20 protein-coding genes, 1 other RNA gene and 1 other annotated feature are annotated in these 24,076 nt (G+C 37.8%); of the genes, 4 read left to right on the top strand and 17 right to left on the bottom strand.

Annotated features, from left to right (window positions below; translation table 11 throughout):
- The first annotated feature begins 123 nt into the window (after window positions 1–123).
- Together BM163_RS03735 and BM163_RS03730 are read left to right on the top strand one after the other, a co-directional pair.
- Window positions 124–1,407 carry a replication-associated recombination protein A gene (locus BM163_RS03735; RefSeq protein ID WP_089800384.1) on the top strand — a complete coding sequence of 428 codons (1,284 nt, stop codon included), beginning with the start codon at window positions 124–126 and terminating at the stop codon, window positions 1,405–1,407.
- An 86-nt stretch (window positions 1,408–1,493) separates the two neighbouring features.
- Window positions 1,494–2,060, top strand: a complete 567-nt coding sequence (locus tag BM163_RS03730) for an RsfA family transcriptional regulator (RefSeq protein WP_089800377.1) — start codon at window positions 1,494–1,496, stop codon at window positions 2,058–2,060.
- A gap of 471 nt (window positions 2,061–2,531) precedes the next feature.
- Here the strand turns inward: BM163_RS03730 and BM163_RS03725 are convergent, their stop codons facing one another.
- The 4 genes from BM163_RS03725 to hisS all read right to left on the bottom strand — a co-directional run bounded on the left by BM163_RS03725 (window position 2,532) and on the right by hisS (window position 6,307).
- Window positions 2,532–2,753 (bottom strand): hypothetical protein, encoded by a 222-nt coding sequence (locus tag BM163_RS03725; RefSeq protein WP_143088177.1) that lies wholly within the window; start codon window positions 2,751–2,753, stop codon window positions 2,532–2,534.
- A gap of 245 nt (window positions 2,754–2,998) precedes the next feature.
- A non-coding RNA gene (gene ssrS, locus BM163_RS03720) (6S RNA) lies at window positions 2,999–3,183 on the bottom strand.
- 63 nt (window positions 3,184–3,246) lie between these two features.
- Entirely contained in the window at window positions 3,247–5,028 is a 1,782-nt protein-coding gene (gene aspS / locus BM163_RS03715; RefSeq protein ID WP_089800368.1) for an aspartate--tRNA ligase, read from the bottom strand.
- Window positions 5,029–5,041: 13 nt separating this feature from the next.
- Window positions 5,042–6,307 (bottom strand): histidine--tRNA ligase, encoded by a 1,266-nt coding sequence (hisS, locus tag BM163_RS03710; protein WP_089800367.1) that lies wholly within the window; start codon window positions 6,305–6,307, stop codon window positions 5,042–5,044.
- Window positions 6,308–6,370: 63 nt separating this feature from the next.
- Window positions 6,371–6,590: a binding site (T-box leader), on the bottom strand.
- A gap of 276 nt (window positions 6,591–6,866) precedes the next feature.
- On the opposite strand from hisS, the gene BM163_RS03705 reads away from it, so the two are divergent.
- Window positions 6,867–7,991 (top strand): N-acetylmuramoyl-L-alanine amidase family protein, encoded by a 1,125-nt coding sequence (locus tag BM163_RS03705; RefSeq protein WP_089800365.1) that lies wholly within the window; start codon window positions 6,867–6,869, stop codon window positions 7,989–7,991.
- A gap of 64 nt (window positions 7,992–8,055) precedes the next feature.
- On the opposite strand, the gene phoU is transcribed toward BM163_RS03705, so the two are convergent.
- The 12 genes from phoU to BM163_RS03645 all read right to left on the bottom strand — a co-directional run bounded on the left by phoU (window position 8,056) and on the right by BM163_RS03645 (window position 21,638).
- A complete protein-coding gene (gene phoU, locus BM163_RS03700) occupies window positions 8,056–8,715 on the bottom strand; it encodes a phosphate signaling complex protein PhoU (RefSeq protein ID WP_089800363.1) in 660 nt (219 codons plus the stop codon).
- Between the two features lie 20 nt (window positions 8,716–8,735).
- On the bottom strand, window positions 8,736–9,542 hold the full coding sequence (pstB, locus tag BM163_RS03695; protein WP_371859477.1) for a phosphate ABC transporter ATP-binding protein PstB: 807 nt from the start codon (window positions 9,540–9,542) through the stop codon (window positions 8,736–8,738).
- 14 nt (window positions 9,543–9,556) lie between these two features.
- Window positions 9,557–10,444 carry a phosphate ABC transporter permease PstA gene (gene pstA / locus BM163_RS03690; RefSeq protein WP_089800359.1) on the bottom strand — a complete coding sequence of 296 codons (888 nt, stop codon included), beginning with the start codon at window positions 10,442–10,444 and terminating at the stop codon, window positions 9,557–9,559.
- Window positions 10,444–11,349 (bottom strand): phosphate ABC transporter permease subunit PstC, encoded by a 906-nt coding sequence (gene pstC / locus BM163_RS03685; RefSeq protein ID WP_089800452.1) that lies wholly within the window; start codon window positions 11,347–11,349, stop codon window positions 10,444–10,446. Before pstC ends, pstA begins: the two co-directional genes overlap by 1 nt.
- 121 nt (window positions 11,350–11,470) lie before the next feature.
- Window positions 11,471–12,460 (bottom strand): PstS family phosphate ABC transporter substrate-binding protein, encoded by a 990-nt coding sequence (locus tag BM163_RS03680; RefSeq protein ID WP_089800357.1) that lies wholly within the window; start codon window positions 12,458–12,460, stop codon window positions 11,471–11,473.
- 257 nt (window positions 12,461–12,717) lie between these two features.
- Entirely contained in the window at window positions 12,718–13,167 is a 450-nt protein-coding gene (dtd, locus tag BM163_RS03675; RefSeq protein WP_089800355.1) for a D-aminoacyl-tRNA deacylase, read from the bottom strand.
- A 12-nt stretch (window positions 13,168–13,179) separates the two neighbouring features.
- Window positions 13,180–15,375, bottom strand: coding sequence for a RelA/SpoT family protein (locus tag BM163_RS03670; RefSeq protein WP_089800352.1), 2,196 nt, complete (start codon window positions 15,373–15,375; stop codon window positions 13,180–13,182).
- Window positions 15,376–15,736: 361 nt separating this feature from the next.
- Window positions 15,737–16,252 (bottom strand): adenine phosphoribosyltransferase, encoded by a 516-nt coding sequence (locus tag BM163_RS03665; protein WP_089800350.1) that lies wholly within the window; start codon window positions 16,250–16,252, stop codon window positions 15,737–15,739.
- Window positions 16,242–18,545 carry a single-stranded-DNA-specific exonuclease RecJ gene (gene recJ / locus BM163_RS03660; protein ID WP_089800348.1) on the bottom strand — a complete coding sequence of 768 codons (2,304 nt, stop codon included), beginning with the start codon at window positions 18,543–18,545 and terminating at the stop codon, window positions 16,242–16,244. Before recJ ends, BM163_RS03665 begins: the two co-directional genes overlap by 11 nt.
- Before the next feature lie 60 nt (window positions 18,546–18,605).
- Window positions 18,606–18,926, bottom strand: a complete 321-nt coding sequence (locus BM163_RS03655) for a LapA family protein (protein ID WP_089800346.1) — start codon at window positions 18,924–18,926, stop codon at window positions 18,606–18,608.
- A gap of 71 nt (window positions 18,927–18,997) precedes the next feature.
- Complete coding sequence (gene secD, locus BM163_RS03650; protein ID WP_089800344.1) at window positions 18,998–21,286, bottom strand: protein translocase subunit SecD; 2,289 nt, start codon at window positions 21,284–21,286, stop codon at window positions 18,998–19,000.
- A gap of 70 nt (window positions 21,287–21,356) precedes the next feature.
- Complete coding sequence (locus BM163_RS03645; RefSeq protein WP_089800342.1) at window positions 21,357–21,638, bottom strand: post-transcriptional regulator; 282 nt, start codon at window positions 21,636–21,638, stop codon at window positions 21,357–21,359.
- Window positions 21,639–21,775: 137 nt separating this feature from the next.
- On the opposite strand from BM163_RS03645, the gene BM163_RS03640 reads away from it, so the two are divergent.
- Entirely contained in the window at window positions 21,776–23,302 is a 1,527-nt protein-coding gene (locus tag BM163_RS03640; protein WP_089800340.1) for an oligosaccharide flippase family protein, read from the top strand.
- Here BM163_RS03640 and BM163_RS03635 read toward each other — a convergent pair.
- Window positions 23,289–23,933, bottom strand: coding sequence for a DUF421 domain-containing protein (locus BM163_RS03635; protein ID WP_089800338.1), 645 nt, complete (start codon window positions 23,931–23,933; stop codon window positions 23,289–23,291). The two genes, BM163_RS03640 and BM163_RS03635, sit on opposite strands and share 14 nt — an antisense overlap.
- Window positions 23,934–24,076: the final 143 nt, after the last annotated feature.

Genomic DNA, 24,076 nt, shown 5'->3' with positions numbered 1-24,076 from the left:
CACATTTGATAAACGCATGACTATATAAATTCCTACAAATGTAGTATATTTTATATGAAACCGTCATAAGACGTCAAGTCATTAGCAATGATTCATACCAATTTGTAATAAAGGAGTTTTTATATGGCTAAACAACCACTCGCTTATCGTTTACGCCCTACACATATTGAAGACATTATCGGTCAACAACATTTAATCGGTGAGGGCAACATGATAAGGCGCATGATTGATGCAAATCGCTTAAGTTCAATGATTTTATACGGACCACCTGGCACAGGAAAAACATCCATGGCTATGGCCTTATCAGCAACTTTAAATCTTCGTTATCGATTATTAAACGCGGTAATTGATAAGAAAAAAGACATTGAAATCGTCATTGAGGAGGCAAAAATGCACGGCAACTTAGTCGTCATTATGGATGAGGTTCACCGATTAGATAAAGCTAAACAAGATTATTTACTCCCACACGTTGAAAGCAATCTCATCACTTTAATCGGCTGTACGACAAGCAACCCTTACCATGCGATTAATCCAGCTATTAGAAGTCGCGTTCATCTATTTGAGTTAAAAGCATTGACTAAAAAAGATGTATTAATAGCCATACAGCGTGCTATATCAGATGTTGACAAAGGGTTAGGTCAATTAAAGGTTCATGTGACAGAGGAGGCACTTGGTCATTTTGCCGAGAGTTCACGTGGCGATTTGCGCGCTGCTTTAAATGGTCTTGAGCTTGCGGCTTATTCAACAGCTAAAAATAGTGATAACATTATCTTAATTGATTTAACGGTTGCTGAGCAGTGTATGCAAAAAAAGAGCTTTAGCCATGATAAAGATGGCGATCATCACTATGACGTATTATCAGCCCTACAAAAGTCGATTCGCGGCAGTGATGTAGACGCCGCCCTACATTACCTTGGTCGCTTAATTGAGGCAGGAGATTTAGACAGTATTGGCCGCCGTTTAACTGTCATCGCCTATGAAGATATCGGTCTCGGCAACCCCCAAGCTGGCCCACGAACATTACACGCCATTGAAGCGGCTGAGCGGGTAGGGTTTCCAGAAGCTAGGATTCCACTTGCAACAATCACAGTTGAGCTAGCACTCTCACCAAAGTCAAATGCGGCGTATAAAGCCCTTGATCATGCACTAAAAGATATCCGTACGATGAATACAGGTGAAGTACCAGAACATTTAAAAGATAGCCATTATCAAGGTGCGAAAGAAATGGGGCACGGGATAGGTTATAAATATCCACACGATTATCCAAATGCTCGCGTTAAGCAACAATACCTGCCTGATAAAATAAAACATAAATCATATTATCGCCCTGTAGAAACAGGAAAGTTTGAAAGAGCGCTAAAACAAATGCACGAGCAGATTAAAGCATTGAATAAAAAAAGCGAATGATGTTCACACTACTTATATCTTTCTATCTTCGCTCATAGACTAACATAACTGAAGATGAGAGAGTAGAGATAAGGAGTGTGAAAATTATGACAAAATTACGACACGATGCGTGGAGCCACGAAGAAGACGTCTTGTTAAAAGACACAGTTTTATATAACATCGAATCAGGCGGTACACAGCTAAAAGCCTTTAAAGAAGTTGCCAGTCACATACACCGCACACCAGCTGCGTGTGGATTTCGATGGAATAAAGAGTTAAGACAGCATTACGTTCAAGAGATTACTGAAGCTAAACGCCTTCGGCTAAACAATAAAGAAGTAGCTGCTATTCAAAAAAATTCAAATTGTCCAGATGTCCATCACTCGTCTGAGTTAATCAAGACATGCTTTTCTAGCATTTTACAACACACAATGAAACAGCAACATTTAATAGAGTCACAATACGCGACGATTGATAAATTAACAGAAGAAAATCAAAACTTAGCCCATCAATTTTCAACACTTGAGGCTAAACTGAAAACGGTCGAAGAAGATTATCAAACATTTATAACGATTATGGAACGCGCACGAAAAATGGTCGTACTCGATTCAACAATTGATCAAACCCATTTCGTGATGGACAAGAATGGTAATTTACAGTTCATTGCAAAATAAACATCACATAAGAGGAACTTAGGTGATTCATTCACCTAAGTTCCTCTCGTACTTTCAAAATATTTTTAAAATCCGTTGACAAAGTCCTCTTCTGAGCCGTATTAGTGTTTCTTTGTTCGATCAACTTAACTCATACGTAAAATATAGGAGTTTCTTACAATTATTAAAACGTCAAGCGTTTATAAGTGGAGAGATTGAAGACTTTTATTTTATCGTTTTAGAGCAAGAAGGCACCTTCTTCAAACATTTGTTAGAATGTTAAGTGGGGGTAGTTCAATATTAACCCCTCGAGCAACAACAAATATTGTCCAATTGCACAATCACGTCCAATATCCTTTACTAATTATACTTCAGCCATTTTCACCCCTGCTTGAAGGGATGTATCCTGAGAGATAAAGCACCCATCATTAACTAACGTTGTTTTCGCTCCGAACGTCATCTGACAATGTTTACAATAGAAGCGTTGTTTTCTCAATTTGAGATAGACCTTTTTAGTTCCCCAGCTGGAATAACAATCGCAGAGGTCTTCGTGCCATTTTTAATAATCGTATCGTGTTCATTGTCAACTTGGTAGTGATCACAGTGCGTTGGGGTATAGGTTAGTGTTCTGTTGTCAACCTTCCGCATAAGTGCAGGCATGACCATTCTTTGTTCACGCGCAGGCACAATCCTCTTCAAAAATAATATGTTCATCTTGAATATCAAAGGGGATTCTTATATTATTTGATATAGGCAAGTGAGTTCCCTCCTAAGGATTAGTTTTAGTCGACTTCAGTTCTACAGGGAAACTCACTTGTTTTATTTGAAAGAAAAAAGGTGCTAGTGAGTTATTTTAGCGAGCAATCTATGCCTCACTTAAAATCCCTTCACCAACACCAAATATTATACAACCCAAAAAAGCTCACTGCTAAGCAGTGAGCTTTAAAATCATGTGTAAAGATAATCCCGATCGTGCCGTCTCAATAGAAAGTTTTGAACCCGCTCTAGGCAGGTGGGTGCCCTGTCCCTTGACTCTTAAGTCCTCAAACGAGTGGGGCATGTAATCCTCAAGAAAACATTGGGCTCCCGACTTTAAAATGTTCGGTCAAAACATTTGGATTTTCAACGTACACATCAGGATTAGCTTGTAAGAATATCTTAGCATACTTCACAAGGAGAATCAACCCTATTTGAAAGGGGTTTCACATCATGAGCCCTCTGTATTTTTAACTTTAAATGCTAAATGCAGCTCATCTAATTGTTGCTCACTCACGGTTCCTGGCGCGTTTGTTAACGGGTCAGAAGCTGAGGCTGTTTTAGGGAAAAGAATCGTATCACGCAAGTTCGTTTTACCCGCTAATAGCATCACTAAACGATCAAATCCTAAAGCGATTCCACCGTGTGGTGGCGCACCATATTCAAGCGCCTGCATAAGGAAAGCAAATTGTTCATTGGCTTCTTCTTTTGTGAATCCTAGCACTTCAAACATCTTCTCTTGTAGATCTTTTTTATAAATACGCAAAGATCCTCCGCCTAATTCGAAACCATTCAAAACGAGGTCATAAGCTGACGCTTTCACTTCCTCAGGTGCTGTATGAAGCTTATCAATGTCTTGTTTTTGTGGCAAGGTGAATGGGTGGTGTGCCGCAAAATAACGCCCTAAATCTTTATCATATTCTAATAATGGCCAGTCTGTAACCCATAAAAAGTTAAAGGCTGTCTCATCAACTAAGTCTAAGTCTTTAGCAATCTTTTGACGAAGTGCACCTAAGCTATCATAGACAACAGCTGTTTTATCAGCGATAAATAATAATAAATCATTGTCTTTTGCTTCAAGTGTTGTTTTAATAGCAGCTTGTTCATCAGCATCAAAGAACTTGGCAATTGGACCTGTTAATTCACCTTCAGTTACTTTTAACCATGCCAGTCCCTTCGCACCATAAATCTTAACAAATTCCGTTAATTTATCAATATCTTTACGCGAGAATGCATCAGCAAAACCTTGTACGTTTATCGCACTCACTTTGCCGCCATTCGTTACGGCATCTTTAAATACTTTAAAACCTGCATTTTCGACAACGTCTGATAAATCAACTAACTCTAAGCCAAAACGAGTATCAGGCTTATCTGAGCCATAACGACTCATTGCATCATCATACGTTAAGCGAGGAAGTGGTAATGTGAGTTCAACACCTTTTACTTCCTTCATCACACGTTGCATCATACGCTCTGTCATAGCCATAATTTCTTCTTCACTCATAAAACTTGTCTCAATATCGATTTGAGTGAATTCCGGCTGACGGTCAGCACGTAAATCCTCATCTCGGAAACAACGAGCAAACTGGAAATAACGTTCAAATCCAGCAACCATAATAAGCTGCTTAAATAATTGTGGTGATTGCGGCAAAGCATAGAAATGGCCTTGATGAACACGTGAAGGCACAAGGTAATCACGCGCACCCTCTGGTGTACTCTTCGTTAACATAGGCGTTTCCATTTCTAAATAACCTTCATCATTTAAGAATGAGCGCATTACTTGTGATGCTTGGTGGCGCAATTTAAATGTTTGTTGCATTGATTCACGACGCAAATCAAGGTAACGGTACTTTAAGCGCACATCTTCTGAAACGTCTTCTCCATCTAATACAGTAAATGGTGGGTTTTTCGCTTCGTTTAATACGTATACTTCTTCAACTAGTACTTCAATGTCACCTGTGGCCATTTTATCATTAATCGTTGACTCATCACGTTTAACGACGTCTCCGCGCACTTCAATGACATATTCACTACGTACAGATTCTGCAATTTTAAGTGCTGATTCATTTTTTGCTGGTGAGAATACCGCTTGCACAACACCACTTCTGTCACGTAAATCAATGAAAATTAAGCCACCTAAATCCCGACGCTTTTGTACCCAACCTTTTAAAACTACTTGATTACCTGTATCAGAAATCCTAAGATCTCCAGCAAGTTGTCTTTTCTGTGTCATTGTTACATCCCCTTTATCGTTTTGTCTGAATATACTGGACTAACTTATCAAATTGAACCTTTTCTTGTGCACCTGTTTCCATTTCTTTCACTGTAGCTTGTTGGTTTTCAACCTCTTCATCACCGAGTATGACAACAAACTGCGCTTGATTACGATCGGCATCTTTAAATTGGGCCTTCATTTTACGGTTTAAATAGTCTTTATCAACTTTCAAGCCGTTTTGTCTTAGTTCTTGCGTCAAGCGATAGGCTGGAATTGCTGCTTTTTCTCCCAGACTAACAACATAAACATCTAAACCTTGATTGACTGGTAAAGTTATGCCCTCTTTTTCAAGCGCCATTAACAGTCTTTCAACACTCAAGGCAAAACCAATCCCTGGTGTTTCTGGTCCATCCAAATCTTCTACAAGACCGTTGTATCGACCACCACCCGATAGTGTTGTAATCGCTCCAAAACCTGGGGCATCACTCATAATCTCAAAAGCAGTATGATTGTAGTAATCTAGTCCTCTCACTAAATTACTATCAACATCATATTTGATATGAGATGCATCTAAATATTGTTTTAATTCATCAAAATAGTCTTTTGCTTCTTCAGTTAAATAATCTAATATTTTGGGTGCTGACTTCATCGCCGGATGATCATGATCTTTCTTGCAGTCAAGAACGCGTAAAGGATTTTGATCTAGTCGCATTTGACAGTCTGCACATAGTTCCTCACGATGCGGATTAAAATGCTCGACAAGCGCCTTACGATGGTGTTCTCTACTTTCTTTATCTCCCAATGAGTTAATGACCAATTTCAGTGATGTTAAACCGAGTGATTGGTAAAACGTCATAGCTAATGTAATGACTTCTGCATCTATAGCTGGATCTTTAGAACCTAACGCTTCAACACCTAACTGGACAAATTGGCGCATTCGGCCTTGTTGTGGACGTTCATAACGAAACATTGGTCCATTGTAAAAAAGTTTTTGTGGTTGATTAGCTGAACCATATAGTTTATTTTGAACAAATGCACGTACAACAGATGCTGTACTTTCTGGTCTTAATGTTAAACTTCTGTCGCCACGGTCGTTAAATGTGTACATTTCTTTTTGGACAATATCTGTCGTATCACCAACACCTCGTTGAAACAACTCTGTATGCTCAAAAATAGGGGTTCGTATCTCCTGATAATTAAAGCGACGACATAAATCAATAAATTGTGCTTCGACATATTGCCATTTTTCTGAATCTCCCGGCAAAATATCTTGTGTACCTCTTGGCAAACGTATCATATAAATCTCTCCTAACAATTAGTATAATTTTACAATTTAGACACAAAAAAAACGCCTCCCTATAAAAGGGACGAGCGATTACCCGTGTTGCCACCCTAGTTGAACACTTATTTAAGTGAACCACTTATCACAATAACGCCTGCTCGCGACTATATTTACTGTTAGTTCAATATAGTACCTCAGAGATGTCCTTCATTAAAATGCTAAATAGAGATTGTTTCAGCCTCGCAATCTCCTCTCTTGATTCGCACTTTTTAACTACTGTTCTCATCATCGGTGATGTTCGATCAAATTATTTGAATTGTTTATAATATTACTGATAAACAAGGGGAATGTCAAGCTGGTTTTTGATATTTTTACTTCTCAATACCCTCTTTACAAATACAATAGCACCGTAAATATAAAAGATCCATCATTTCTTACTATTATAAGATAAAGCAATTCATCAAAATAGGCCAATTAAATTGAAATGTTTTGACTGATTAAACACTCTCACGTAATATAGACATTGACATAAACGAAGGGAGTGAGCTGTTGCTAACAATCAGCAACGAACATAATGAAACTACTGCAAAAATTAACATCTTTTTTATTGATTATAATCACAATCATGACCATTTTCTATCCGATACATACGCACGCACAAACTATACGCATTGAAACAGATGACTTACTCGTTCGAAGTGGGCCTGGTACCCAATATGAACCGATAGGTCACGTGAATACCGGGGATACATTTCAAATTGAAGGAAGTGATTCTCCCTGGGTTCAAATATCTTACAATGACAGCACCGGGTGGGTACATGAAGATTACATCACGCAAATAGATAGTAATATAGTGGCTACTGAAGAAGATGAGAATGTTCTTGACACGAATACAGATATGACTAAAGACTCAATGACAGATATCACACAACGTTTTCCAGAACAACGACGCACGTCCCTTGACAGCATTCACCTAAGAGAATCGGCGAGTATATCGAGTGACATAGTAGCTCATCTTAAAAAAAACACCCTAATTACCGTGCTTAATGAAGAAGGTGATTGGTATGCAGTCGAAACAGCTGACACATCAGGTTATATTAAGAAAAATATTCTTGATTTAGTTTTAACTACACCTATAGGTCAATCGGTACTTTTAGATAAGACGATCGTTGTTGACCCGGGACACGGCGGTATTGATGTTGGTGCAATCAGCATTAATAATGATTATGAAAGTCATTTGACTATGCAAACGGGACGTGTGCTTGAGCGCATGTTGTCTAGGCACGGCGCACACGTCGTCTTTACACGAGACGATGATTATTACTATAGCTTATCTTCAAGAACAACACTAAGTAATTACGTCAAGGCGGATATGTTTTTAAGCTTGCATTATAATAGTGAGCCAAGTTATCCAACTGCAAATGGCATAAACACATACTACAGAGAGCCAGGATTCAAGATATTAGCCGAAACTGTGCATCAAGCAATATTAGATGAAAGCGGCGCTAACGATCGAGGTATTGAATCAGGTAATTATAGTGTACTAAGAAATAACAGACGACCTGGATTATTATTAGAACTGGGCTTTTTATCTAATCCAACAGAGGAACAGAAGCTACAAAACGTAGGCTATCATGAACAATTGGCTAAAGGGATTACCGATGGAATTTATCACTATTTCGAAAACCGCTCATATTAAGTAACTAATAACCTCTTCCCACTTACTTATGACGTTAGGAAGAGGTTAGTTTATTTATAGTTCGTTATTTATTGAGGTCGTGAATCTCACCTTTTACTAAATACATAATATTTTCAGCGACATTTGTTAAATGATCACCAAAGCGTTCAATATAGCGGGTACTAAAAGCGACTTGCATAATTAATTGAATCTCATTTTTTTGTGTCGCTTTATTTGACAGCATGTCTTTTAATACCTGGCCAAATAACGCATCAATCTCATCATCTTTTTGTGAGAGCTGTTTTGCTTTATGAATATCTTCTTCATCATAAGCTTCAATGGCTAAAGCAATCATCGCATTAGCTATTTCAGTCATTTGTTCTAAACGAGGATCAATGGTTAAATTATGTTGGTTACCGAGGTGAATTGTTGACCGTGCAATATTTTTAGCATTATCTGCCATACGTTCTATATCAGTTGCTAGTCGAATAGCAACAATAAGCCGGCGCAAATCCGTTGCGACAGGTTGCTGTTTTGCAATCAATAAAATCGCCATGTTATTTATTTCTAAATCTAACTCATCCAGTGCTTTATCATCCTCGATCACTTGTTTAGCCGTGGCAACATCAGAGCTATAAAGCGACTTAACTGATCGATTTAGCTGTTCTTTACTTGCCTCTAATAGAGCAATAACACGCCTTTTCACTTGGAGTAACTCATCTTCAAATTGTTGTCTACTTACCATTTAACTTAGCCTCCTCTAATTTAACCAAAACGTCCTGTAATATAATCCTCTGTACGCTCATCTTTTGGATGTTGGAATATATCATCTGTATAATCATATTCAATTAACTCACCATTTAACATAAACGCTGTGCGATCAGAAATACGTGCAGCTTGTTGCATATTATGTGTCACGATGACAATAGAAAAATCTTTCTTTAATTCTTGGATGAGCTCTTCTACTTTTAGTGTTGATTTTGGATCAAGTGCAGAGGTAGGTTCATCCATTAAAATGACATCGGGTTCAATAGCTAGCGCACGTGCAATACATAGGCGTTGTTGTTGCCCCCCAGACATACCGTAAGCATTCTCCTTCAAGCGGTCTTTAACTTCATTCCAAATCGCTGCACCTCGTAAGCTATTCTCAACAATTTCATCAAGTATTTTACGGTCTTTAATACCATGAATTCTTGGACCATAAGCAATGTTATCGTAAATTGACTTTGGAAATGGGTTGGGCTTTTGAAATACCATACCTACTTTAGTTCGTAAATCTTCTACCATAAAATTCGGATCGAGAATATTTTCCCCACGGTATTCAATAGTTCCCGATGTATGAACACTTGGAACAAGTTCAACCATACGATTTAACGTTTTTAAAAAGGTTGATTTCCCACAACCCGAGGGGCCAATAATTGCCGTTACTTCTTTTTCATATATGGGAAAATTCACATTTTTTAAAGCGTGTGTATTACCGTACCATAAATTTAAATCTTTTGTATCATATACTTTTGTTGCGTTCTTTCTCTCTTTTTCACGTTGCTGTTGCATATCTGTCACAAATTTCATCATAAAGTCCCCTTCTAATAACGTCTTTGGAATTTATTACGAATCACGATGGCTGTCCCATTTAAAATAAATAGCATTATAAGTAACACAATAATAGTGGCAGATGCTAAAAACTGATACTCTCCGACTAATGATGCGTCAAGTGTCCAGTAGTAAATCTGCATCGGTAATACAGTAAACCGATCAAACAATCCACCTGGAAACGGTAGGAGTAATGCTGGAATACCTAAAACTACAAGCGGGGCTGTTTCACCAATTGCACGTGATAGTGCCAATATTGAACCAGTTAAAATACCAGGTAATGCCGCTGGCAAAATAATGTTTTTAATCGTTTGCCATTTCGTCGCACCCAGTCCTATGGATGCTTCACTCAAATAACCTGGAACGGCCCTTAAAGCTTCTTGACTTGACACAATCACAATCGGTAAAACGAGTAATGACATAGTCAAACCGCCGGCTAATACAACACTACCGAGGTTGAGCATATTAGCAAAAATAGTCATCCCCAAAATACCATACACAATCGATGGTACCCCAGAAAGATTTGAGATATTTGTTTGAATAATAGATTGCAGTTTCCCTTGTTTGGCATAAAGCTCGTTATAAATGGCGGTGCCAACACCTAGAATAATCGTAACCGGAATGACAACAGCCATAAGCCAGAGCGTTCCTAAAATGGCGCCCATTATCCCGGCACGATCTGGATTTGTCGATAGCTTTCCTGTTAGGAACTCCAGATTGATATAAGGAATGCCTTCTGTTAGTATTTGATAAAATAACACACCAAGTATAAATACACCAAAGGATGTTGCCAGTAAGAAGATACCACTCATGCCTTTGTTTAAAGCTACCCGACGTTTCATGCGATTTTGAATCTTCTTTGATGTCATATGTGTAGCCATTAGTATTCCTCCCTAAATCGACGTGAAATATACCGCGCTAAAATATTCATCACAAGTGTGAAAACAAATAGCGTCATTGCTACAGCATACAAGCTATAGTAAATCGTAGAACCAGGACTTGCATCTCCACCAGCGACTTCAACGACGTATGCCGTCATCGTCTGCATTGATTGCGTGACATCAAAAGTGAAGTTCTTCGAGCTACCAGATGCAATAGCCACAATCATTGTCTCACCTACAGCACGTGAAATTCCTAAAACAAAGGCTGCAACGATACCTGAAAATGCCGCCGGAATAATCACTTTAAATGTCACTTCAAGCTTTGTCGAACCTAAAGCTAGGGCACCTTCTCGCATCGCATTTGGCACGCTATTCATAGCGTCTTCTGAGAGAGAGGCAATCATTGGAATAATCATGACACCCATAACTAAACCTGGGGCTAAAATGTTTGTCGCGCTCATTTCCGGGATAAATTGTCGCAAAAATGGGGTCACAAATGTAAAAGCAAAGAAACCATACACAATCGTCGGGATCCCGGCAAGTAATTCTAGTACTGGCTTTAATACACGCCGCATGTTATCTGACGCATATTCACTTAAATAAATAGCTGTCATCATACCGATTGGACCAGCAACAATCATCGCAATGACTGAGGAAATAAGCGTACCATTTACTAATGGTAAGACACCAAATTTCGGATCTTGACTGAGCGGCCTAAGTACTGTGCCTGTAAAAAATTCGACAAATGATACACGATCAAAAAACTCGACGGTTTCAGTAATGAGTACAAATACAATACCAATCGTCGTTAAAATTGAAATCAACGCTATCCCTAATAGGAGATTAGGCATCGCTTTTTCTCCAATGGTTTGCAAAGATTTTTTTTGTCGATTCTCTTCAATCATACTTTTTACACGCACAGTAGATGCGCTTTCAGCTTTATTCTCTACCACATTAAACCCACCTTTTTTATCAAGCCAATAAGTTGAGCAAAAGCTCAACTTATTGGACCTTCATTAATCTAAATTAAATGCCTGATAATTCCTCTACCAATGCTTCTACTTCAGCTACTGGTAATGGTGCAAAACCAGTTTCACCAGCAAACGTGTTTACATTCTCCATTAGATAGATAGCGAAGTCTTTAACTTGTGCTTTGTCCTTAGCCATATCAACATTCAAGTAAGTAAATACCGGACGAGTAAACGGTGCATAATCGCCATCCTCTGCGATTGTCTCTAGCGATGGCTCAACTGCCCCTTCACCAAAGTCTACACTGACCACACCTAATTGATCTTGGTTATTTACATAGTACCCAAAGCCGAAGAAGCCAATGGCATTTTCATCTTCTCCTACTAGCGTTACAAGCGTTGAATAATCTTGTTGTAAGTTAACATCTGCATTTAAATCTTGTTTTTCTAATATATTTTCATAGAAGAACTCATATGTTCCGTGGTTTTCGTTTGGACCATATGTGTTGATTTTTTCACTAGGAAAATCCGGATTAATATCTGACCAGTTTTCAATATCGCTATCTGCTTTGAAAATGTTGATTACATCTTCTTGCGTTAACTCTGTTGCCCAATCATTATCTGGGTGAATGACGAAAGTTAATCCATCAAGTGCAACCTTTAATTCTTTTACTTCAATACCTAAGTCATCTGCCATTTGTTGTTCTTCTTCTTTAATATGGCGTGAAGCATCGTTAAAGTCTGTACCATCTTCTACTAAAAACTTTTTAAATCCGGCACTTGTACCAGATCGCGCAACTTCTACTGACACACCTTCTTGTTCAGTTAACATATACTCCTCAGCAATACGTGCCATCAACGGGTAAACTGTACCTGAGCCGTCGATAACGACACTGCCTGATAATTCTTCTGCTGTATCGTTAGTTTCTGTTCCAGCATTATCTGTTGTTTCTTCTGATGTAGTATCATCGTCGTTACCACAAGCTGCAAGTACCCCCAACATTAAAATCAGTGTAAACAGTATCCATACCTTTTTCATTTTTAGCATTTCTTTCGTCCTCCTTATTGGCATCTCTTTTTTTATGACATATCTCTTTGCCACAAATTCATCATAACCAATAGATATGAAGCTATCGTTAATCGGATGTAAAGAAGTTGTAAATTCAGTTTTTATTTAACCTCGTTGTATCAATCGATCCTTTCTTTATTCCATTAACATACCAAAAAAGACGCAAGTAACCTGAATAGATTACTTGCGTCTTTATTTCAATACACTGATGTATAACGTTGGGTCAGTTACGTTGATTATTTTCTTTCGTCTGTATCTAAAATTAATGTCACTGGTCCATCATTTATTAACGAGATATCCATCATTTCTCCAAACTCTCCTGTTTCTACATGGACACCCGTTGCTGCTAACTTTTCATTAAACTGATGATATAGTTCTTCTGCATAGTCCGGCTTTGCTGCAGCCATAAAATTAGGCCGTCTACCCTTTTTTGTATCTCCATACAAGGTGAATTGCGATACCGACAGCACTTGACCACCAACGTCTATTAAACTATTATTCATTTTTCCATCCTCATCTTCAAAAATACGTAGGTGAGGAATTTTGTTCACAAGATAATCAATATCTGATGCCGTATCGTCATGCGTAATACCGACGAGCAATACGAAGCCAAAATCGATTTTTCCACTCACAGTGTCATTAATGATAACTTGCGCGCTTTTGCTGCGCTGTAATATAACTCTCAAACTAAAACTCCTTTACTGTACAATCCGTTCTACGGTGTAAACGTCTTTTATTTGTTTTAATTTCTCAACGACCTTACGTAAATGTTGAACATTATGGATAAGAATCGTCAAATGAATTAATACCATCTTATTACGATCTGACTTTCCACTTACAGCAATGATGTTGGTGCCCATCTCATTTATATTATGAAGAACGTCATTTAATAAGCCGCGGCGATCATAACCTGATATTTCAATATCAACATGATATTGTTTTGTGGTTCCCTCGTGATTTTCCCATTCTACAGATAATGCTTTCTCCTGCATTTCCTTACTGCTCACATTCGGACAATCTTTTCTATGAACAGAAATACCACGACCCTTTGTAACTATGCCAACAATCGTGTCTCCAGGAACTGGATTACAACATTTTGCTAAACGAACAAGTAAATTATCTACACCTTCAACCTTAACACCTGACGCTTTTGACTTTGCTGGCTTCGCTCTTTGTTTTTGCTGTACCTTTTCAATACTTTCTTGTAATTCTTGCTTGTCTTCTTTTTTACGGAATTTATCTGTTAAGCGGGTCGCAATTTGGGTGGCATTAATTCCTTGGTAACCTACCGCCGCATACATATCCTCAATGCTAATAAAATTAAATCGGTCCGCTACCTTTTGTAAATTGTCCTGAGTTAGAACTTCTTTAGGCTCATATCCGGTAGCGCGTACTTCCCGGTCAACTAATTCTCGGCCTTTCACAACATTCTCTTCACGCTGTTGTTTTTTAAAGAATTGTTTGATTTTATTTTTAGCTTGTGACGTTGTTGTCATCTTTAGCCAATCTCGTGATGGTCCATAGGAATGTTTAGATGTCATCATTTCAATGATATCCCCATTTTTTAGTTGGTAATCGAGAGGTTCCATCTTGCCATTAACACGCGCGCCTATTGTGTGGTTTCCGACTTCTGTATGAATCTTATAAGCGAAGTCAATAGGAACAGCGCCCTTAGGTAATTCTATCACATCACCTTTTGGCGTAAAGACATAAACCAAGTCAGCAAACAATTCTACTTTTAATGATTCCATAAATTCTTCTGCATCATGTGTGTCTGATTGTGATTCCAGAATTTCTCTAAACCATGCTAACTTCTCTTCAGAATTTGCTTTTTTGCTTAAAGTTTTGCCCTCTTTATAAGCCCAGTGAGCAGCAATACCGTATTCGGCAATTTCATGCATTTCTTTCGTTCTAATTTGCACTTCTAAAGGTGACCCCATCGGCCCAATCACTGTCGTATGAAGTGACTGATATAGATTCGGTTTAGGCATAGCGATGTAATCTTTAAAACGACCCGGCATTGGTTTCCAACATGTATGAATGATGCCCAGTACCGCATAACAATCTTTAATACTATCAACAATGATTCTTACGGCTAATAAATCATAAATCTCATTGAATTGTTTGTTTTGCAATACCATCTTACGATATATACTATATAAGTGCTTTGGTCGGCCTGAAAACTCCGCCTTAATATTCACTTCATCTAACTGTTTTTTAACTTCTCCAATAACATCATCTAAATAATGCTCTCGTTCTTCACGTTTTTGCTTCATTAAATTTACAATGCGATAATACTGTTGTGGATTTAAATAGCGCAAACTTGCATCTTCTAACTCCCATTTAATTGTTGAAATACCTAGCCGATGAGCAAGTGGCGCAAAGATTTCCAACGTTTCGTTTGCAATGCGACGCTGTTTCTCTGCAGGTACATGTTTAAGCGTCCGCATATTATGCAAACGATCCGCTAGCTTGATCATAATGACGCGAATATCTTTTGACATGGCCACAAACATTTTTCGATGGTTCTCTGCTTGCTGGGCTTCTTTTGATTTATATTTAATTTTACCTAGCTTTGTCACGCCATCGACTAGCATAGCAACTTCTTCACCAAATGTTTTAGCTAGTTCTTCTAATGTAATCGGGGTATCTTCCACTACATCGTGTAAAAAACCTGCTGCAATTGTTTCTTTATCTAAACCTAAAGACACAATAATACTAGCGACTTGCACAGGGTGAATGATATATGGTTCACCTGATTGTCTAAATTGTTCTTTATGCGCCTCTTCAGCGAAATCATATGCGCGACGTATAAAGGCGAGTTCGTCTTCATTTAAATAACGTGAGGCTTCTTCAATCACCTCATCAATAGTTAGTACTAAATCCCTGGCCATATTTATCACCTTAATCCCTTGTCAGTTAAGTTTAATTCTTAGAGTGTGAACTACTCCCACCACTTACCACCCTTACGGGTTGCTTGAAGTGGGGGCTTCTTGGGTAATCGCCAATTTTGATAGCTGACGAAATTGACCAAGCTAACCCTCTTGTTCCAAGAGTTTATATTTTCATTAGGCACTTGCTAATAATTAAATTATTTCTTTCCATCATAACATGTATTCTTTATATTTTATAATAACTTCTACGATATTATCAATAAAAGCAAGCTCATTCTCCATAAAATTAAACTTTAAGCAACCAGTAAATAACTTTTACTCTTTGAATGACAGAAAAAACGCGCCAAAAGGCGCGTCCATTTTACTCGTAATGCATCAATGTTAAAACATCATAACCTTCCAACTTTTCTCGACCATTTAAATAGTCTAGTTCAATTAAAAAGGCACACCCAACGACAATTCCACCGAGTTCTTCTACAAGTTTAATTGTAGCTTCTATTGTGCCGCCAGTCGCTAATAAATCATCCGTAATCAACACCCGTTGACCAGGTTTAATAGCATCTTTATGAATCGTTAACACATCTTTTCCATACTCTAAACCATAATCTACTTTAATCACTTCTCGAGGTAGTTTACCTTCTTTACGTACAGGCGCAAAACCAATTTCGAGTGCGTATGATACGGGACATCCTACAATAAACCCTCTCGCTTCTGGTCCAACAACAATATCAACGTTACGTTCTTTCGCATACGCAACAATCTCATCAACCGCCTTTTTATAAGCGGGGCCATTATCCATAAGCGGAGTAATATCTTTAAATTGTACCCCTTCTTTCGGCCAATCTTCTACTAAGGCAATATGTTTTTTATAATCCATGTATTTTTTCCTCCTCTAATGAGTCTTCCGACTCTAATGCGGTAAGTAACCACGTCATTAACTCTTGATAACTTGAATAATATAACAACGATTCAATGTCAGTTTTTACTTGTTGTTTTTTATAGACATCAGCTGTTTCAAGTGGTTGTTTTTTTACCGCTGAATGAGGTATGAGAACCCCATCCGTTATTTTAACAAATTCTAGCTCAGAAAACACGTCAATCATGAATTTAATTTTATTATGTTTCCAGCCTTTATGTTCCGCTACTCGTGTCGCGTCTCTTTCTAGATAAAACTGTTGCTGTTTTAAAATAAACGCATATAACCACTTAAAGTCATCACGTGAAGGCATCATTTGCATAGAATCTAACGGTGCCTGATAACACAAGTAAAGATTATCGGGTTTTAATGTTTTAACTAATGTAACGAAACTATTCATCGATTCAGGCAAATCGGTCACAATCAGATTACGAACTGGGTATGCTTGATTGATAACATCGACCACATGATCACTTTTAATCCCATTGTGTTCAAACGGCTGAGTAAAATGCACGATTGAACTATCACCAGTTAAATGTGGAAGTACATCCTTGTACCAAAATTTCCGCCCCCGAAAATCAAACAATTGTTGGGTAGATATTTTTCGATCTTCAAGCATTAATTGAACAGAACGCACATTGTTCCATTCATTTATAGATAAATAACCAATTACTTCGATTGTTTGGTTTTGATTGAGATGAAAATAATCTTCACCGAAACCAAAACCAATCACATTCACTTGAAATTTATTCTGTTCGAGACTGAATTTCAGGTGTGTTTGATCAGCACCAATTTTTCGGATATCTTTAGGAACACCTTTTAAGTAGAAGAGCGGTTTAGGGTTTGCCATACCAAAAGGCGCCAAACGATTCAACTGACTTACTAATTCGAGGGTTAACTGGCTTACATCGACGGCTAAATCTATTTGTTTATGTTCTTTAAAATCTTCTTCGGATAATGTCTCTTCAGCAATTTTATTTAATGCCGAACGTAAGTAAGGTAATTTACCAAGTTCAACAGTCATTCCTGCCGCCTGTGCGTGACCTCCAAAATGAACGAATAACTCTCTGACTGACATGCCGTGTTCAAACAAATTATACGCATCAATGCTTCTTGCCGATCCTTTTGCAATACCTTGTTCAGGTTTTATCGCAAGACATAAAACGGGTCGCTGGTATTCCCTTACAAGCCGACTAGCAACAATACCTAAAACACCCTCGTTCCAATCTTCTTTTGCTACGACTATGACATGACGATGTTCATCCGGATTCGCTTCAACGAGTGCTATTGCTTCTTTGGCTATCTCTTTGACAATCTCTTGTCTTTCCGTATTCATATCATGAATCATCTGTGCTAATTGATTCGCTTCTTCTAGGTCTTCTGATATCAATAACTTCACAGCTGGCATAGCACTTCCAAGACGGCCAACAGCATTCAATCTTGGACCGATACCAAAACCAATATCTTCTTCATCCACATCATCTTTAATACCAGCAATGTGTTTTAACGCAACGAGTCCCGGTCTTTTTGTTTGCTGTAATTGCTTTAAGCCCAGTGTCACTAATACACGATTTTCGCCCACCAAAGGGACGAGATCACTGATTGTTCCAATTACCACTAAATCTAAAAACTTTTCAGGTAAATAGCCTAGCAAGTATTGACTTAACTTAAAGGCAACGCCAACACCCGCAAGAGCTTTAAACGAATAATCCTCTGATATTTTAGGATGAATAATAGCATATGCTGCAGGAAGTGTCTCTTGTACCTCATGGTGATCAGTAATGATCACGTCAAGACCAATCTCATTTGCCACATCAATCGACTCAAATGCCGCAATTCCCGTATCTACTGTAATTACTAAATCAAAGCCATCTTGCTTAATTTGTCTCATTGCTGTCGGATTTGGTCCATACCCCTCAGTAAAACGATTCGGTATATAACAATCACACATCGCTCCGAGCTCTCTAAGTGTTTCTAACATAAGTGTCGTTGATGTTACACCATCAGCGTCGTAATCACCAAGTATCATAATCTGTTCATTGTTATCAATCGCTCTTAAAATCCGCGTCTTAGCTTTGTCAATATCGGCTAAATGAGCAGGATCTATCAAATCTTCAACTTGAGGATATAGAAATGCTTGCTTTTCTTGCGCTGTAGTTAATCCCCGTTGTTCTAATAAACCTTCAATAATCGCATCTAATTCATTGACAGGTTCTAATGAATCAAACATCCATTTCATTTTACTCTCTAACATAAATTCACCCCTGACCCATCTATTATACTAGACATGGTCAGGGGGTTCAATTCATGTTGATTAATTATTTTCAGAATCGATAACTTCTACTTGAGCTTCTTCCTCTTCCGATTCAAAATTAACGGCAGCAGCTGCTCTTAGTTGTTTATTTTCAGACTCTAATTGACGAATTTTTTTCTTTGCTCCAATTAAATGCGCGATACCAAATCCACTCGTAATCAAGCCACCTAACAAGGTAGAAACTAAAATAACAAGTATAAGCGGTGATTCACTTGTAAAAAACAAATAATTCACTTCAACTGGGTCAACATTAATGACCGCAAACGTTGCGACGATTAGTGCAAAAACAAGAGCGGCAATTACATAAGTTTGTCCTTTCATCACTTCACCTCATTTACTTATATTAGTGCTACTTTTATTTACCACTAATAGGAATGATTTAAACACACGTGTTAGACTTGAGGACCATCATTGCGTTTTTTTTCTACAAACACAATCGGTTTTTCTTTAATGTTTCGCCCACGAAAGACAAGCCAAAGTTGAGCTGCGATAAAGTTAGATGAATACATCCCTGCAAATAAGCCTATCACTAAAGCAAAGGAGAAATTAGTAATGGCAGGCGCACCAAATATCCATAAAAAGATGGCTGCTACAATAACCGTCACAACGGTATTAATACTTCTCACCAATGTTTGAATTAAACTATCATTGACGACACGTGCTAGTTGATCATATGAACGAATAGTTTTTTTCTTTCTCACATTTTCTCTGATTCGATCAAAGTTTACAATCGTATCGTTAATTGAATAACCAACAATGGTTAAGATAGCCGCTACAATCGTCACATTAAATTCTACTTGCGTTAAACTGAAAACAGCAAGAATGAAAAAGGCATCGTGAAGTAGAGCGATAATTGCTGCAATAGCAAAGTTAATTTCAAAACGAATGGTCACATAAATCACAATAAAGACAGATGCAATAGCCACGGCAATCATCGCATTACGAGCTAATTGTTGACCTACAACTGGACTTACTGTACTAATACTCGCTTCTGTATCATATAGTTCATTAAAGTAACTGCGTACTTCCGCGACTTCTTCTTGACTTAATTGATCACTTAAACGAATGACAACTACTTCATTATTATCTCCAGCAAAAGTAACTGTATCCGGTTCATAATCAAATTGCTCAAAGTGGTCAAACACAGCTTCTTCAGAAATACTCTCGACTGTGTTTACTTCAATACGCGTCCCACTTGTAAAATCAATACTTAAGTTAAGCCCGGCAATCAACATCGATATAATTCCAACAACGATGAGTGCACCGCTTGCGATAAAATACTTCTTCCGGTGCTGAACAAAATCAATGCGTTTACCAAAGAACTTAGGTTCTTCTTCCGTTGTATCACTAAGTGAACGTATTTGCTCTTTTTTAACACCAATCCAATGTGGTCTTTTATCTAAGGTACGACTCTTAATCCATAGCCCCATTAAGAAGCGTGAAATAAAGACGGTCGTAATAAAACTAAGTACGATACTTACAATGAGTAATGTTGCAAAACCTTTTACTGAGCTAGTCCCGTATATAAATAGCACTGTTGCTGCGATAAGTGTTGTAATGTTCGCATCAAGAATAGTTGATAATGAATTTTTATTAGCCGATTCAAATGAAGCAATCATCGACTTCCCTTCACGCAACTCTTCCTTCATCCGTTCAAAAGTTATAATATTCGCATCCACAGCCATACCAACCCCTAAAATAAGGGCAGCAATTCCTGGTAAAGTCAGTACCCCATTCATTAACTCAAATACTAAAACGACTAAGTATATATAAAGACTGAGTGTAATAACGGTAATGACACCACCAAAACGATAAATAGCGAGCATAAAGATAAAAATAAACAGTATGCCTAATGCCCCAGCAAACAGTGTTTGATTTAATGCATCCACGCCAAATTGTGCTGAAACAGATGTAGTATAGACTTCTGTTAAATCAACCGGTAATGAACCTGCATTTAAGAGGTCCGCTAACTGTTTTGCTTCATCAACTGAGAAGTTGCCATCAATTTGCACTTGAGCAGAATTAATCACATTTCTAATAGAAGGTGCCGAAATGTATTTAGGCTCTCCTTCTAATCGATCTTCCCCAGTGTAAAAAGGTTCTTTTCTAAATTCTTCTATATATTGGTCGCCTTCTTCATAATCAAGCCAAATGACCAAAACATTTTGTAATGTATTATCTTCTAAAATGGTCCGCGTAATGTTACCAAATTGCGCACCATCTTTCAATTGGAGCGTTACAATAGGCTGGTTAGTATTTGAATCAAAATCTTGGCGTGCGCCTCCTTCAACAAGGTCAGCACCTGAGAGCATAACCTCGTCTTCAGCATTTCTAAAAGACAGTTGTGCTGTCGTTTGTAAGATTTCCCGTGCGTCATCTTCATTTTGAATCCCAGCTAATTGAACCCTGACGCGATTTGGTTCTTCAATCGTAAAACTCGGTTCACTTACCCCTAAAACATCAACACGTTGACGCAAGGATTCTACAGTAGCATCCAGCATGGCTGGTGTCACTTCTTGTTCATCATCTAAAGCTTCGACATCATACAAAATCTCGACGCCGCCTTGCAAATCAAGGCCTAACTTTACATCACTCGCAATATTAAATACAGTTGTTGAAATCACGGCAATTAATGTCACTAGGACAATAAAAAAGCCAATGATACGGTTCTTTTTAATCATATGTATCTTTTCCTCTCATCTCTGTAATTCTAATTGTTTCTCTTTGTTGTTTGATTATTTAATCATGCGTCTAATCTGATAATACACCCGCAATTGCTCCCTCTAGATCATCGGATTGATAGGCTAATTGGGTCATATAACTCATAAAAATGTGCGGTTTTAAATGAAGAATATCTTCAACTATTTGGTGTAGCGGCATTGCGCCATCTTTTTTCCAAACTTTTTTAAGTAAACACTGCCAGACACGTTCGCTTGTGGCTTCGTTATATCCAAGGTAGATCAATTCATTTACCTTACTATCAATAACACGGCCTAGTTGCGGTTTCCATTCTGATATTAATTGACTGTTCATACGGTTTCCTCCTCTCATCTTAAGGTGGGTCATCTGTATCAATCAAACGTAGTTGTAAATTCATTTTACTAGCGTATAAAAGTATAACACATCTATTGTATCGGAAGAATCATATTTTGGAAAGGTGGGATTTAAAAATGTCTAAACCACAGTCATTTATAGAAGGTACACTAACCTTAGTAATGACGGGATTAGCGGTAAGGGTATTAGGCTTTTTTCTTCGTTTAGTGATGATTAGAGCGGTAGGAGAAGAAGCTATAGGTCTTTACCACCTCATTTTACCTACCTTCTTTTTTATTTTTACTTTTACCCAATTTGGTTTACCTGTAGCTGTAAGTCAACGCGTAAGTAAATATTGTGCCAATAAAGACTTTGTAACTGTTCGACGGGTTTTGTATCTAAGTATAGCTACAGGATTGGCTATTAGTCTCGCCACAAGTAGTTGCCTTTATATAATTAAAGATACGTTACTCATCCAACTCTTCTCCGACCGTCGCGTTAAACTTGCCCTTACACCGCTCCTATGTCTCATTCCACTTGCGACTGTCTCGAGTATTTTAAAAGGATTCTTTCAAGGACTACATAATATGAAACCTCAAGGAGTTTCTCAATTACTTGAACAAGTTACCCGATTAGCACTTCTTATGTACGGTATGAAGGACTATTCGAACGACACCGTTGCCATGCTAACAGAAAAATTATTATGGCAAAGCGTCTATAGCGAATGTGTCGGATTAGTTTTTTTAGCAGTGACATACCTTAGAACCTCATTGCCCCAAACCGTCACTAAATTAAAAGCCAACAATCTAATGAAACAGCTGTTTTCTATTGCACTACCAACTACTGGTATGAGACTTGTTCATAGTTTCGGTCATTTTTTAGAACCTCTGATCATTCATCACCATTTTGTTTTAAGTGGTTTAAGTATTACTGGTGCGACAAGAGCCTATGGCCTATTAACAGGGTATATATTCCCTCTCCTAAGCTTTCCTATTTTTATTACGCAAGCAATTGCCACCGCAACGATCCCTAGTGTAACAGATGCGATTGAAAAGAAAAATCACCGCCTTATCCATTACCGGATTCATCAAGTCATCCGTTACTCAATGATGATTGGGATATATTTCACTGTAATCTTGATGGTATTCCCACACACTTTGCTACATTTATTTTACGACACAAAAGAGGGACTAACGACTATTAAGCTTATGGCACCTTGTTATATATTTACTTACTTGCATTTCCCTCTCCACGCTGTCCTACAAGCAAGCGACAATACAGATAAGGCTATGATCAATAGTCTCATAAGTTTTTTTATTAAAATTGCTGCATTAACTCTTTTTATGAGAATTCTTAAACCTACTCTTGGGATTATTATCGCTTTCTCAATACTCTCTATAGCGTCAACATGGCTCCATTATAGGAGTGTTACTAAAACAACAGGCTATTGCATCACTCAATCATTTATCATGCAATTAATCGGTTTGTTTTTATGCTTTTTTTTCTTAACAATCGGCACCAAATATTTGTTAGAGATGTTCAATGCTTTATTTTTACACGAAATTGCAGGTCTTATTTTATTGACTATTAACTATATAGCTCTTGTGTTGTTAATTGGGCTTATTCCTAAATCTGAATGGATAACCTTCATTACGAAACAGTAAAAATATCGGTATCTTTCTTTAAAAACCAGGTGTCATGTTGATCGACACTCAAGTATAATACATGAGTCATTGCATCAACACGAGCAAGTTTTAAGTAATCCCACAACGCTTGTTCTGTTAACCCTGACTGACGCAATGTTTGCTTTTGAATTTTGCCATATAGGATGACGTCATACACTACACCATGCCCTTCACTGCCTGTCTTTTTAAAGGCCGTTAACTTTCCCGATGATTCCAAAAGAGCATAATCAAGTTCTTGAATACCCCTTATATCTTTATCATGCAGCTGTTGGATAAAATCTGTTAAACTGTATCGTTCCTTACGCATCGCCTGAAGGTTAAATTTCCCTTCTCGATAAATTATAACTGCTTCTCCGTCAAAAAACTGACGAATATATGGTATTTTTAAAGCCAGAGTGGCACTGAATCGTTGGCAAACCACTAAGATACCTATAGGAATATAAATATCGGTAAATGATAAGGATGGGTCTTCAATTAAATTTGCTCCTAGCTCAGCAATCATCATAAATATAACGACATCAAATATGCTAAGTTCTCCAACTTCTCTTTTTCCCATTAAACGAAACACAATGACCATTGATAGATAAGAAATTATCGTTAAGACTACCATGATTTATTACCTCCACTCATAATTATGATTATCATGAGTCGCAAGTGTTTATTTTATGTACTGTAAAAAATGAAAAAAGCTATAATTATTGAGTCATATCTACTCAATAACCATAGCTTTTATAGCGGACAACTTTTATCTTA

The sequence above is a fragment of the Halolactibacillus alkaliphilus genome (genome assembly GCF_900115465.1).
In the GTDB taxonomy this organism is placed as follows: Bacteria; Bacillota; Bacilli; order Bacillales; family Amphibacillaceae; genus Halolactibacillus; species Halolactibacillus alkaliphilus.
Note: the sequence above shows the minus strand (reverse complement) of the source record. Positions and strands in the feature narration are given on the sequence as shown.

Coding starts and splice junctions, on each gene's coding strand:
- BM163_RS03735 (WP_089800384.1), top strand. CDS start 124: ATGGCTAAACAACCACTCGCTTATCGTTTACGCCCTACACATATTGAA.
- BM163_RS03730 (WP_089800377.1), top strand. CDS start 1,494: ATGACAAAATTACGACACGATGCGTGGAGCCACGAAGAAGACGTCTTG.
- BM163_RS03725 (WP_143088177.1), bottom strand. CDS start 2,753: ATGAACATATTATTTTTGAAGAGGATTGTGCCTGCGCGTGAACAAAGA.
- aspS (WP_089800368.1), bottom strand. CDS start 5,028: ATGACACAGAAAAGACAACTTGCTGGAGATCTTAGGATTTCTGATACA.
- hisS (WP_089800367.1), bottom strand. CDS start 6,307: ATGATACGTTTGCCAAGAGGTACACAAGATATTTTGCCGGGAGATTCA.
- BM163_RS03705 (WP_089800365.1), top strand. CDS start 6,867: ATGAAACTACTGCAAAAATTAACATCTTTTTTATTGATTATAATCACA.
- phoU (WP_089800363.1), bottom strand. CDS start 8,715: ATGGTAAGTAGACAACAATTTGAAGATGAGTTACTCCAAGTGAAAAGG.
- pstB (WP_371859477.1), bottom strand. CDS start 9,542: ATGAAATTTGTGACAGATATGCAACAGCAACGTGAAAAAGAGAGAAAG.
- pstA (WP_089800359.1), bottom strand. CDS start 10,444: ATGGCTACACATATGACATCAAAGAAGATTCAAAATCGCATGAAACGT.
- pstC (WP_089800452.1), bottom strand. CDS start 11,349: ATGATTGAAGAGAATCGACAAAAAAAATCTTTGCAAACCATTGGAGAA.
- BM163_RS03680 (WP_089800357.1), bottom strand. CDS start 12,460: ATGCTAAAAATGAAAAAGGTATGGATACTGTTTACACTGATTTTAATG.
- BM163_RS03670 (WP_089800352.1), bottom strand. CDS start 15,375: ATGGCCAGGGATTTAGTACTAACTATTGATGAGGTGATTGAAGAAGCC.
- BM163_RS03665 (WP_089800350.1), bottom strand. CDS start 16,252: ATGGATTATAAAAAACATATTGCCTTAGTAGAAGATTGGCCGAAAGAA.
- recJ (WP_089800348.1), bottom strand. CDS start 18,545: ATGTTAGAGAGTAAAATGAAATGGATGTTTGATTCATTAGAACCTGTC.
- BM163_RS03655 (WP_089800346.1), bottom strand. CDS start 18,926: ATGAAAGGACAAACTTATGTAATTGCCGCTCTTGTTTTTGCACTAATC.
- secD (WP_089800344.1), bottom strand. CDS start 21,286: ATGATTAAAAAGAACCGTATCATTGGCTTTTTTATTGTCCTAGTGACA.
- BM163_RS03645 (WP_089800342.1), bottom strand. CDS start 21,638: ATGAACAGTCAATTAATATCAGAATGGAAACCGCAACTAGGCCGTGTT.
- BM163_RS03640 (WP_089800340.1), top strand. CDS start 21,776: ATGTCTAAACCACAGTCATTTATAGAAGGTACACTAACCTTAGTAATG.
- BM163_RS03635 (WP_089800338.1), bottom strand. CDS start 23,933: ATGGTAGTCTTAACGATAATTTCTTATCTATCAATGGTCATTGTGTTT.